Source organism: Mesorhizobium sp. M0030 (assembly GCF_040323695.1).
GTDB lineage: Bacteria > Pseudomonadota > Alphaproteobacteria > Rhizobiales > Rhizobiaceae > Mesorhizobium.
Genome location: NZ_JAMYVE010000001.1, coordinates 795,056 through 806,811, shown reverse-complemented (window position 1 = coordinate 806,811; position 11,756 = coordinate 795,056). Strand labels below are relative to the sequence as shown.

The following is an 11,756-nucleotide window of genomic DNA, read 5'->3' as shown; positions in this document are numbered from 1 at the left end:
AGCAAAATGTCTTTGACGGCAGCGCTGGCGGTCTTAACTTCAGTCTTGGTCATGGTGGCGTTCCTTCGCGGGAATCAGGTGACGTGAACAATCACCAGCCTGCCATGACCGCCCCCTCTCAGCGAATTTGCAGAACTCTCAGCACACTACCCGGCCGGTAGCAGCCATGCTGCTCACAAGCAAGCAAGCGCGAGAAGCGGACGCTCTTTTGCTCGTATGGCTCAACCTTTGGAGTCAAGGTCCAGTTCGAACTTCCCGCAGCGCCTCAATAAGCCGCATAGGTTCCTCGCCACGCACCCTACAGACTCGTCCTTCAGGCCCAGCGTCGACGACTATCAATCGGTCCGCCTCGATCTCCTCGAAGGCGCGCCAGTTGCCGGGGGAGAGCTTCTTTCTTCGCGACGCCGAGATTTCGATAGCCCAAGGGCGGCGGCTCTGCGGCCAGTTCAAGACTAGATCGATCTCATCTTGCCCGATGCGATAGTCTCGCGCGCGGACAGCTACACCTGCTGCTCCGGTGAGCGCCGCTATCACAAACCCCTCCCAGCGCTTCTCGTCCCAGTGCGTGACGCGCGACGCGACCTCGCGCCGTCGTTGAAGATCTGCAACCAGGGCACTGTCTCGCCAATAGCGAAGCGGGAACAGAGCATTCGTGACATCTGGCGGTGTCCAGAATGGCAGCGAAAATAGAAGTCCACGTTGTTCGGCGATGGCAACAGCGCGTGCGAGCGTGGCACTGTCTAGGCGGAGGGCGCGTTGCACCTTGCCCAACTCTTGCCCGTTGAGTTCCGCGAGTAGCGGCCAAAAATGCGCAGGTTCAATAGTCGAGTCTCGCTGATCTAGAGGCAGCAGCGGCAGCCCTCCGCGCAGCCATTGCCCGCGCCACTGTCGCGCACGCAGGGAAGAGCCCGCGTGGAGACTTCCTGCATATCCGCCACGCGTAAAGTGCTTTGCAAGTGTGAACGGACGCACGAACGGCGTGGGCACCTCCTCTGCGATGCCGATAAACGGGAGAGACGGCATCACTCTGTTATCAAGAACGCCGTGCGACGGCAGCCAATCCTGCCCCGGGTCGATAATCATGCCGGTCGCGAAAGGTCGAGGACGACGACCTGCACCCGTCCAGCTCTCACGGCTGGGTGAGCTTCAAGTGCTGATTTCAGGTCGGCGGCGGTAGTCGGCTTAGGCCCATTGTCTGGGCGGGCGGGCACGTTGAACCCTGAGCCAAACCAAAAGACAAGAAAGACACCCTGCCTTTCCGCCTGCCAATGGCCCGTATAGAGGCGTTCTAGCTGTTGCTCGACGGCGACCCAGAGGTCGGGGTGCTGCTGGCGCTTAGCCTCTAGAGGAAGCCACAGAGCGTTGTGATGGAGGACAATGTCGGCTCGCTTGCCCCGCGGCATGTCAGCTTCGTTGATCGGGTAGATTGCAAGAGGTGCGAGGTGACCGCGAAGTAACGCAACAACGCGATCGCGGCACGCGTTCTCGCTACGTGGCTTGTCGTCGTCGGTCCAGAACAGGTCCACCTCGTCCTCAGAGCTGCCGCGAAGCCGGCGTCCCAAGAGCTCCAGGTGGTCGACGATAATTGCGCGCAGGTCGGTGACGCTAGAGGGTGGGCCTGCGTCGAGAACCGCCCTGATTTGGTTCAGCGTTGGCGGGGTATAGTCTTCGTCCGCCTGCTTCTGCCGCTGCTCGGCGGCGACGATCCGGAGAGCGGACGTATAGCCGTCCGACGGCGCGTCGCGCTGCTTAGTAAGCGCCTCTACCCCCTCGGGCGAAACGTCATTGCCTAGCCGCTTGATCAATGACCCGAGATACTCCGATGCATCCCAAGGGTTTGTGTCGCCAGTCGTAACCGAGCTAGGCCGCTCCGCGCTTGGCCAAAGGGCTCTGAATGTCCCGACTATCCAGCCGAGTTGGTTCACCGAGAGGAAGGCCATCGTTCCCTCTCCATCATCATTGTAGCGTTGGCCGCCTATCCGAGCGCGCAGGTGCCAGAGGAGCTCGGGATCAATCGTTGCGCCGAGACGCGCCCGGGCCTTATCAAAGTCCACGACTAGCGCGACAGCTTCCCAAGTGCGCCGCCGCTCATCGTTCAGCGCCCTACCCAGCCGGCCGGCAAGCAGCGCGCGCAATGCATCTCGGCGGTTGGAGCGGATCAGCCGATCGATCATCTCGACCTCCGCCTCGTAAGACATATCGGGGAAGCGCGTCAGCCAAACCTCGGCCAAGTCCGCGCCGAGACCGCCATCATTCGCACGCATGATCGCCCAAAGCTGATCGACGTGTTGCGCGACCAGGCGCAGCTGCGGTTCGACAAAAAGCCTAACTACTCGTCTCCACTGCCCGCGTCGCTTGAGCTCGTTTTCTAGCAGCGGCCCAAGTTCATTAATTCCGGCGTGGTCGCCTATTGCCCCTTGCCAGAGTTCAAACATTGCCGCCGCCAAGCGCTCGCTGCTGAGGCCGTCAAATGGCTGTTCCCTTGTCCGGACCCGTTCTGCAAGCGCTGCGACAACAATATCGCCTGCAGGCCAACGTTTCGACTCGGCATAGCTGCGCGCCATCTCGGCCGCGCGCGGGCGCGGCGGCCGGGCTTTCAGGAATGTCTCGAAGCCGTCGCGTGCCGCCGCCGCGACATCCTCCCCTAGCCACTCGGCTACCCTCTCATGGGCGGGCACGCCATCGCCCAAGTCATGGAAACGTTTGAGATACGCCTGAGCAGGGGCGAGAATTAAGCCGTATTCCCCTGCCGCAACCCCTTTGATGTTTTTTAGGAACTCGCGGCGATGCGTCGCGTGCTTGGCTGCCCTCTTTGCGTCACGCCGGCGCGCCCGCTCCTCCTGCTTGCGTTCCCATTCGGGTACGGGCCGATCAGCTTTGGCTTCAATCCATGCGAGGTCTTCCGGCTGGCCGGCAGCAAAGCGTATGGCAGCCTCACGCAGCGGCCGCCCTTCCTCCCCCCAAGTCCGACCGAGCTCAAGAACCTCACGCCAGCGCGGGTCGGCCGTGCTCATTGATGCCAGCAGAGCGGCAATGTCGCTCTGCGTCGGATATAGGTTGATCTCGGCACGTTGCAGCGGCCAAGCTCGTTGCCAGATATCCTTACCGCCGGCATTGTCGAGCAATAAAAAGTGTTGAATGGCTTGGCGCACTGGTGCGCTATCGTTGAGCCATTCAGCCAGCTGCTTGCCATTTTCACGCCTGTATGAACTCTGTTCCTTAAAGGGCTCAAGCCAGCGCCATAGCCGCAGCGGGTCGACCGAACTGCCGCTTCTGAGTCGCTTCAGTATCAAGGCGTATTGCAGGTCGATCAGATCGTTTTCTTCTCGGCCGGCATGCTCGGGCAGCAGTTCTTTAGCGTAGTGCGAGAAGAGATCGAGCAGACCGTCAAGCCGCGTCGCCGGCACGAGCTTAGCCAGGCGGTAGAAACTCATCACTTTGTTGCGCTCTGGTTGCGCACCCACTGGACAAAGGGTCAAGCCGTCGCTGGCTAGAATAATGTTAACGATCTGATCGTCGCTGAACGTCGCGGGGCCGATGTCGTTGAGGAGCTCGTGCGCGAGTCGCAAGGAATCCTCGCGACCCTGACAGCGCAGCTGCTCGAGCAAGGTTGGCCAATCCTCGCTGCCAAGGGATACCAGACCCTCCCCACAGGCGTGGCGGATGCCATAGAGCTCGGCATCGTCAAGCATAAGCTGCCGCAACAGGTCGCGAAGCTTTTCGGCCGTGGACGCACCCTTTAGCTGCTGGAGGAGAAGAGCGCGTAGTCCGAATTCTGCTTTCGGATCACGTATGACGCGCTCCACCTCAGCCATTAGCGCTGGCGCAACCAACGATGATGCGCGGTATTCGCGCCAAGCCATAAAGCGGGGGTTCTCGGTGGCGAGGCGCTCCAGCGCAGCAAACAGCCCCCGCGCCTGATCGGGCGTCAACGCTTCGGCGTCGCCGTACTCAACGACGCCCATGGGATCTGCATCTATTACTGCGTTGGTCAAATGCGCGTCCCGCGCTAACCACGCATGTAGACCGCGTAGTGATGCTGGTACGAGCCCGTGCGACGAGAACTGCTCGAGCAATCGCCGTCGTTTTACCGGGGTATCTGCGCGTGCAGCCAGCCAGCGGGCGCCGACAAATTCCCCAACACGGCGATGGGCATAAGTCAGGCCTTCCGATTTGTCCGCGGAGAACAGTCTAGTGTCGGCGGCCCGCCTAACGTTGCCCTGGTCGAACGCCTCTACATCGGCGAGCGGCAAAGCCATATCGTCACAGTCGATCAGCCCACCTGGCTTGTCTAAAATGCGTGCGTTGCCTGACAGGATGAGGCCAGCGAATGCCGCCCCCGCTGCATCAAGCGTCGCCGCGCGCGGTAGCTCCTCCTTCACCGCGTTCCGCTCCTTGCGGAGCGTCTCAATAGCTTGCTCGAATAGCCCAACGGATGTGCCCGGCAGCGCATCCAAGGGCAGAGCCGCAATCAAATCAAGAGTCTGCGGGTTGCCCAGGAAGCCAGGTCCGAAGTCCGCAAAGTGATCTCGCAAGACCCTCGCCCTGTTTGCGTCGCCCGTTAGCTCGGTCAGCAGTTGCAGCTGCTGGTCCGGGGCAAGCGGCTCTAGGTGCACCTCCAACGGTTCCGTCTCATACTGCTCAGCAATGGCGCCAGACGCGATCGCTGACCGCCACTCGGCAACGCGGCAGCTTAGGATAAAAGGCGGGTAATCGAGCTGGCCCAGCTTCTGTAGGACAAGATCGACAGCATCTCCCTGACGCTGCGCCGCCACTTCATCTAGTGCGTCGATCACGAGGCGTTTCGCGTTGCCCATGAGGGTTTCCGGCCGAAACCTGTTGATAAGCTTCGTGGCGCGACAAAACGCGTGGCCGTCCTTGCTCCCAAGCGCCTTCAGCAATTCAGTTTTGCCCATGCCGGGCTCGCCCAAGACGATGACTGGTCCAGCATGTGTTAGCAGGTCGTCCTGCTCAAGCCAGTGCTGGCCGTCCTTGTCGACGTACCATAAGCGGCGGCGGAGGTAGTTTATGCTTGCACGTTGCACTAGGAGATTCGTCTCACCAACCGTTTATTAGATGTGAGGTAGCACACTTCATACTTCTGTTACATTTCAATCAGGAGGCGCAAGGGTAGCCCCGGAGGCGCGCAACTGGCGTGTCGGTGCGAATGAACGTCGGCTTTCTGGAACGCCTCCAGCGCAGCCAAATGTCTGATATGAGGCGCAAACTTGCCTGTTGCTCATCGCCGGGGATGCCCGCTTTACAGCGCCACGGACCTCATCTGGATCGCGCCGCGAGGTCGTCTGTCCAGTACGACGCTCTGCTTATGCCCATCGCAACTCGATCCCGCCAAGCCCTTGGGCGGCGGCTGGGTTCATCGTGCCGGCGCTGGCCGTCTCCGGGGCGTTGAGCTCGACCTGTATGATCCTGGGGGTCGAACACATGGACGCGATGCGCAGCAGCTGCGCAATGGTCAAAGCACCGATGGCTGCCCCGACGAACGGCACGGCGGCACTGGCCTCGGCAAGGGTAAAGGTGCCGCAGCCGTCATATTTCCTCGCGTGCTCGCGATAGGCGGGCGTTTCGAGGATGACATCGATGTTCTTGGGTTTTGCGGCATGAGCCCATAGGCCTTCGGTGTCGACACCCTTTGGCACCACACGAATTTGGCCGATCTCGAAGTCGAAGGCGCCGTGCCCGACACCTGCATCGATCATGAAGCCATGGCCCGCTTTGGCGATCGCCAGCCGCGCCGTTGGCTCATCAAGGCTGGTTAGTACTACCGGTGGGTCATTGTCCGTCGGCTGCAAATCGCCATAGTTCCGGCGCTCAAGCAACGATGTGGTCCATCCTGCGGCTTCAAGCCACCGTGCAGCCACCCGGGTCTTCTTGTTTTCCTTCTCGAAGTCGAGCAACTCCGTCACGAGGCCCGTGCCGACGTTTTCTTCGCCGACAGTCTGATCGTCCTGAAGGATTGCATGCGTACCGGCGGCGGGAAGAAAGGCGAGGCTCCACAAGAAGCCCTGACCGACATGCCCCAGTCCCACCAGCCAAAGCGAGCGGGGAAGTATGAGTGCTGTGGGCGGCTGCTCGTGTTCGCCTCCATGCGACCAAGGCTGCCAGAGCGAGATCACGGAACGGCGATTGACTAAATGACGGCGCCCAATCGCGTTAGCGAAAACCTCGCGCACAGCGAGCGCTCCGGCAAATACCCCGGCCAGCGGATTGCCGAATTTGCCGCAAGGATCGTCATCCCAGCCGGGGATCACACCAGCGCTCCAGCCGTCCCACCAGCATCGCACAAAGGCCCCGGGTGCAGGGTCGCCGACTGCAACAATGTGCGTCACGCTCGACGGCAGCAACGCGGAGACCTGAGCTCCGCAAGCCTCTGCGACCGCAAAGAGATCGTTCCCGAGGGCCAGCCTGGCCTCAAGCGCAATATCGTGCGGGCAGACAAGCGTGGCCTTGCCGAAGCTCTTCACGGCGGTGTTGAGAGCGGTGACTACAGCGGCCTGTGCCGCGGCGGAGGCGATCCGACTACCGTTGGTGACTACGGCAACGTGCACGGCATCCAGCGCGGCCGCCGCCTGGTCGAAGTCGCGCTCGCTACCGGCGGCATCGGTGATTACCTTGGCGATGCGCGAGCGGCGGAGATCGGAGATCATTTCGGCCTCCTGAGCACGAGCAGCGATGCAGCGGCATGGGAGTGGTCGACCCACTTGCCGTTGCCCAGATACTCATACTGGCCAATGCCGCCGGGGATTACCGAACCGGCAGCGAAATCGGGAAGAATAAACGCGAAGTGACCACCGCGCGGCATGACCGGGTCCGCTTGGTCGGACGGACTTTGCCCATAGTGAAATGGGTGGACGTGCACGTCCGCAACGACGCGGTATCGACGCTCGCGGCAGATCTGCCACAAGCGCGGCAGCTTGTTACCGTCGAAATGCACGATGCCGCTATCGAGGGCGTGCGGATCGAGATCGTCGTAATAGACGAACGCGCGGATGATCTTGGGCCCCTTGTCGGGGGTCTCGCCGATGAGGAAGGCGCCACTTTCCCGTCTCCCGCCGATCGTCCGGACCTTCAGTTCCGAAGCTCCGGCCAACCATACCGCCTCGTCGCAGACAATGCGGGGCTTAGGCCGCCCTGGCAGCCAGCCAAAGAGCCTGTTCAGAAACGAGGGCATAGAGCTGCTCCATGATGAAGGTGATTGCCCGGTTCCGGTGCCAAGCTTCGTCGGGCCGCTTCCGCCACCAGTCATTGTGCTGGGCCGCGCCGCGGTTCCAGACGCGGTAAATGCCGCCGTCGCTGTTGCCGTCGCCCCAGGCTTTGAGTGCTTCGATGAAGCCCGGGGCGCCTGCACTGGGTGCTGCGGGGCGAGTGCCGTGTTGCGGATCGTCCGCATAGGTCCAACGCTCGACATAAGGGCCAGGATCAGGGAAACCCGTGCACTCAAGACGGAAGTCGTGGGTGAAGACCTCGGCCTGATCAGTCACGACCCGGATGCGCACGAAGAGGTACGGCCAGGCAACCGCGAGAATCTGCCAACGGCCCTCGTCGACGCCCACAAGGAAACGAACCGAGTTCAACTGGTTGACCAGGGTCTTCTGTGCAGGCGTGATCTCGACCTCAGCCATTGGTGAAGTCCTTGAGGGTCAGGTCGAGCGTCAGCGAGCAGCCCGGGTGCTTGACGTAGATGCCGAGCATCGCGTCCTTGGGCAGGGGCTGATCGGCGCCCGGCAGCATCAGATTGGCCTTCGCCGCGGTATTGTCGTCAAGGTTGAAGCCACGCTTGCTGACCGCCCACTGCAGAACGCGCAGGATGGTGACCGCTGGCGAGAATTCTCGGCTCTTGGTGTCGCCATCGTAGTTGACCTGAACGGCTACACGGCGGCAGCGGTGAACCAGGATGGAGATGGCGCGGCGATCGCCGATGCCCGTCAGCGTCTCCTCTTTGTCGCGCTCGAACAAATGGGCTTTTTCGAAGCCCGGCTTGCCGTGAGCGGCCCGCAGGACGGCATCCAGATCACCGGCTTCAGCTTCGAGGTCCAGGTGCTCCTGCTGGTCCTCGAACTCAAGTTCGACACGGACCTTGTGGCGATCGTCAGAGCCACCTTCTTTGTTGGTAGTCATTGCATTTCTCCGCAACGCCCCGGAATCCTGGCACGGGAAGGGCGGAGCAAAATCCCTTGGTCCCGGCGTTTCTGCGTGCTATTCCCATTTCTGGGAACGCTGATTCTCATATGGCATGGCGCGAGGTCGAGTGCAAGAGTCATCCCACATTTGGGAACCATTGTTTCTTTGGAGCCGCGGCTTGCTATGAAGCTGATGGGGATATTGAGGCTGCACGAGCTTGCGTGTCGTGTCCGTAACGGCCTTGATGGAGCCGTGCCGGCACTGGTTGCCGAACTCGAGGCAGGGTCATGGCGCTCGATGGCTGAAATCGCTGCGTTCTACCCGACCGCCGTCATCGACGGCATCAGGGTTCGAATCCCGCTCGGCGGCGGCTATCAGATCGATCTCCTCGCTGACTGCGAGGCGCAGATGGTTCTCATTGAATATGCGGGCGCGACTAGTGGGGCACGCGCCCGGTAAAGCAGGGAGCAAGGTGACATGACGGTTCGACCTATACGCACACACGAGGACCATCAATCGGCACTCAAGCGTGCCGCCGCGCTGTTCGGGCATAGTGGCCCAAAGGATCGCGACGAGCTCGAAGTACTGCAGGCCGTGATCGAACGATGGGAGCGATCACAGCATCCCGTCGAGGCAGCCACGCCTGCTCAGGCGATCAAGTTTCGCATGGCGCAGACCGGACTGTCACAACGCGATCTGATCCCATACCTCGGGAGTAAATCGCGGGTATCCGAGATACTTAACGGGCAGCGACAACCAACGGTCGATCAGATCAGAGCTTTGCACCAACACTTGGGCGTTCCAATTATTTCGCTTATCGGTTCATTCAAGCACGAGCCTGTGGCGGGTAGCTCAAGCACCTCAATAGCTGCGGAGGAGAAGCTCCGTAAGCTCGGCGTGATCAAAGCGAAAGAGGATCTCGCCGGCTTTTTGTCGCGTTCGAAAGCTTCCACCCCTGCAGTCGCCATGTTGCGCAAAACCAGAACTGAACGAACCAATGCCAAGACCGATTTGGCGGCGCTAGAAGCGTGGTGTGCAGCCGTGCTGATGCACGCAGAGAAAATCAAAATAAAGAAAAAGACTATAAGTGAGCCGGAAAAAACTGGCCGCCAACTTGCCCAGATAAGTATGTTTTCTGATTGGAATGATCGAATTTTTGCTGAGCTACATCGAATTGGAATAATCTTAGTTGTATTGGAACATATGCCCGGAACATTCCTCGACGGCGCTGCAATGTGCCGGGGAGATGGGGTTCCAGTGATAGCACTGACCCTTCGTCACGATCGTTTGGACAATTTCTGGTTTACGCTGTTGCATGAGTTTTCTCATGTGGTTTGCCACTTGAGTTCTGATCGACAGGTTATTCTGGACGATCTGGATGTGGCGAGTTCGGAAGCCATAGAAGCGGAGGCGGACTCGTTTGCACTGAACGCTCTTATCCCTCCTTCTATGTGGAAGCGGATCAATAGGGATAGCAGCACGGAGGAGGTGCTAGAGGCGGCGCAGAAAGCTGGCGTGCATCCCGCTATTGCCGCAGGCCGCTGGCGGTTCCAGCATTCAGATTATCGCCGCTTTTCCAAGCTGATCGGTCGGGGTGAGGTGAAGACCGCTCTTATGCGGGCCTATGCCACGATGTCATAATGGCGCAACTGCGACTGTAGCGGGTTCGCTTGGGATGTCAGCTAACGGGAAGCGGCAAGGTTGGAGTCAACGTCTGACATGAGGCGCAAAGCAGTCGCAGATCGGCCACGCCATGTGCGGTGGTGTATCGCGAGTTGGAGGACTAGGCGCGTTGCGACTAAAGTCCGCGCGACACGCTATTCCAGGCTGGTGATTTGAGGCCTCAGATGTCGGCGTGCGTTGTTGGCGATCATCGCGACAGTCACATGTGGGTCGATGAGTTTAAAAACTGCGCGCAGGTAACGAGCAGGTCGTGCAGTAAATTCGTTAGTCTGCGGGTCTTTCCCGAAGCTCTTCGGAAACTTTGTCGATCCAGTGATATTCATATATAACTCAATTGCTGAGCCCACAGCTCGAAAGGTAGCGTTCGTCGGCCTTCGTCCCGGGACAAGGCCTTCATCAAGAGGGCGAATCTGGTGGCAAGCCTTCGCCAATTGGGTCAACATCGCTTCCAATGATGGTTGATCTGACACAGGTTTTTCAAACAGCTTTGCTTGGAAAGAACGTTCAAATCTGTGAGCTAGATTGCTCCGCGCCATACCCTGAATACTGGCCAATGCGCTGGAGAGCCTCTCGGCGGCTACCACCACATTTTGCAATTCACCGACATACCACGATGCCGGCGGCTGGCCCTCTAACTCGGCGTCGTAGCCGTAGCTGTTGGCCAGCGCCTCAAGCCCCACCTTAATTTTTTGGCGCTTTGTTTCATCATCAGGCAAAACACCCAGCATTTTGGCGAGTTCATTCAAATCGCCATCCGATAACTGCCAGCTGTCAAATAGGCGTCCCGGAGGAAACCATTTGTCGTGCTCTTTGCGCCTCATCCCCACCTCATGTTTTGATCGCCTTAGTCGTAGTTAGCCCATTTGAACCTTGTGCGACGCGGCGCTGCAACTTCCCGCACGGAGCGCTTCAGCCCATGTCAAAGAATAACTATCCCTCGAAAAGCCGATATTTGTTAGCCCAGACGACGCGCTCCTCCTGTGGTTTCTCGTGACGGCAACCACAAAAGGAGATGCAAGTGAACGACCTAGCAACGCCGCCTGTTGGCGAAGCGCATGATGAAAACCGTCCGGCTAACGACGGTTTGAGCTATATCGGCCGGGCCGAAACAACTGCACAGGACCTCCCGCCCCGGACCGCCGGCAATATCAAGGATTTCTCGAAGCGCTGGGTTGAAGGCAAGAACGTCATCGACACGCTCGAACAAGCTATTCGCGAGTGTGATACGGCGCGCCAGACTGCGCCCAGCAAACTCTTTGACCGAATGCTGGATCAGGCCGTCAGGGAGATGCAGCCCGCTTACCCGCTATACCTCGCTCTTATCGCCGGCGGTGAAGAGGCGATGAAGCGCGCTCGCAAACATCCGGTGTTTAAGGACCGCTCGCGCGGTCTCCAGAAGGGTACCGAAGCCACCGTCGCGGCGAAAATCATCCTGGACCCCGATAACGGCGACGAGAAGCAGATTTCCGACTATGCCGCTATGCTTATCTACGCAGCCGGTCACGACGTCGACCCCGATTGTTTCGTCGCTGAGCTAAGTAAGGTCAAGTTCAAGGCCTGTCGCGCTTTCGCGTCCGGCGTTCGAGGCCGGAAGAAGAGGAGCGGCGGCGCCGCGGCTGCGGTCAAGCAGAATTCTCCGACACTCACCGTGTCTGTCACGCTCTTCGACGCCAACGGCCACCAGACGAACCGCCATTGGCAAATCGATGAAGCCAAAGTGGACGCCATAATAGCAACTCTGGGCGACGCATCGAGCAACAACCCGCAGCAGCTTTTCGAAATCCTCTCGGCAGTGATGGTCGCGAAAAGCAACGCGGACGCATAGCGACATTAGTCGCAGAAATTGACTCCGACAGCTGGCGCTGTCGCGTACCCCTCTAATTCGAGATGTTCAATGAAACCAAGTATATCAGCGCGCCAGCAGATTAGTGCGC

General features: G+C 59.7%; 10 protein-coding genes. 3 read left to right on the top strand and 7 right to left on the bottom strand.

What is annotated here, in order from left to right:
- Positions 1-234: 234 nt before the first annotated feature.
- From NKJ80_RS03810 to NKJ80_RS03785, 6 genes are all read right to left on the bottom strand, one after another.
- The gene (locus NKJ80_RS03810; RefSeq protein WP_352497089.1) at positions 235-1,083 is read right to left on the bottom strand and encodes a hypothetical protein; all 849 of its coding nucleotides are present in this window, start codon (positions 1,081-1,083) and stop codon (positions 235-237) included.
- Complete coding sequence (gene eruA / locus NKJ80_RS03805) at positions 1,080-5,045, bottom strand: NACHT domain-containing antiphage protein EruA (RefSeq protein ID WP_352497088.1); 3,966 nt, start codon at positions 5,043-5,045, stop codon at positions 1,080-1,082. Before eruA ends, NKJ80_RS03810 begins: the two co-directional genes overlap by 4 nt.
- Positions 5,046-5,324: 279 nt before the next feature.
- Positions 5,325-6,665, bottom strand: coding sequence for a BilD N-terminal domain-containing protein (locus NKJ80_RS03800; protein ID WP_352497087.1), 1,341 nt, complete (start codon positions 6,663-6,665; stop codon positions 5,325-5,327).
- Positions 6,662-7,108 carry a hypothetical protein gene (locus NKJ80_RS03795; protein WP_352497086.1) on the bottom strand — a complete coding sequence of 149 codons (447 nt, stop codon included), beginning with the start codon at positions 7,106-7,108 and terminating at the stop codon, positions 6,662-6,664. Before NKJ80_RS03795 ends, NKJ80_RS03800 begins: the two co-directional genes overlap by 4 nt.
- A gap of 31 nt (positions 7,109-7,139) precedes the next feature.
- Entirely contained in the window at positions 7,140-7,640 is a 501-nt protein-coding gene (locus NKJ80_RS03790; protein ID WP_352497085.1) for a DUF7665 family protein, read from the bottom strand.
- Entirely contained in the window at positions 7,633-8,136 is a 504-nt protein-coding gene (locus NKJ80_RS03785; RefSeq protein ID WP_352497084.1) for a hypothetical protein, read from the bottom strand. Before NKJ80_RS03785 ends, NKJ80_RS03790 begins: the two co-directional genes overlap by 8 nt.
- A 186-nt stretch (positions 8,137-8,322) precedes the next feature.
- Here NKJ80_RS03785 and NKJ80_RS03780 point away from each other — a divergent pair, with 186 nt between their 5' ends.
- Entirely contained in the window at positions 8,323-8,598 is a 276-nt protein-coding gene (locus tag NKJ80_RS03780) for a hypothetical protein (protein ID WP_352497083.1), read from the top strand.
- Positions 8,599-8,616: 18 nt separating this feature from the next.
- Positions 8,617-9,780, top strand: a complete 1,164-nt coding sequence (locus tag NKJ80_RS03775) for an ImmA/IrrE family metallo-endopeptidase (RefSeq protein WP_352497082.1) — start codon at positions 8,617-8,619, stop codon at positions 9,778-9,780.
- 176 nt (positions 9,781-9,956) lie between these two features.
- On the opposite strand, the gene NKJ80_RS03770 is transcribed toward NKJ80_RS03775, so the two are convergent.
- Positions 9,957-10,643, bottom strand: a complete 687-nt coding sequence (locus tag NKJ80_RS03770; RefSeq protein WP_352497081.1) for a hypothetical protein — start codon at positions 10,641-10,643, stop codon at positions 9,957-9,959.
- Positions 10,644-10,840: 197 nt separating this feature from the next.
- Between NKJ80_RS03770 and NKJ80_RS03765 the strand changes: the two genes are divergently transcribed.
- A complete protein-coding gene (locus NKJ80_RS03765) occupies positions 10,841-11,647 on the top strand; it encodes a hypothetical protein (protein WP_352497080.1) in 807 nt (268 codons plus the stop codon).
- Positions 11,648-11,756: the final 109 nt, after the last annotated feature.

Bases quoted from the DNA above. Each gene is read 5' to 3' on its own strand.
- NKJ80_RS03810 (WP_352497089.1), bottom strand. From the start codon at position 1,083: ATGATTATCGACCCGGGGCAGGATTGGCTGCCGTCGCACGGCGTTCTT.
- NKJ80_RS03800 (WP_352497087.1), bottom strand. From the start codon at position 6,665: ATGATCTCCGATCTCCGCCGCTCGCGCATCGCCAAGGTAATCACCGAT.
- NKJ80_RS03790 (WP_352497085.1), bottom strand. From the start codon at position 7,640: ATGGCTGAGGTCGAGATCACGCCTGCACAGAAGACCCTGGTCAACCAG.
- NKJ80_RS03785 (WP_352497084.1), bottom strand. From the start codon at position 8,136: ATGACTACCAACAAAGAAGGTGGCTCTGACGATCGCCACAAGGTCCGT.
- NKJ80_RS03780 (WP_352497083.1), top strand. From the start codon at position 8,323: ATGAAGCTGATGGGGATATTGAGGCTGCACGAGCTTGCGTGTCGTGTC.
- NKJ80_RS03775 (WP_352497082.1), top strand. From the start codon at position 8,617: ATGACGGTTCGACCTATACGCACACACGAGGACCATCAATCGGCACTC.
- NKJ80_RS03770 (WP_352497081.1), bottom strand. From the start codon at position 10,643: ATGAGGCGCAAAGAGCACGACAAATGGTTTCCTCCGGGACGCCTATTT.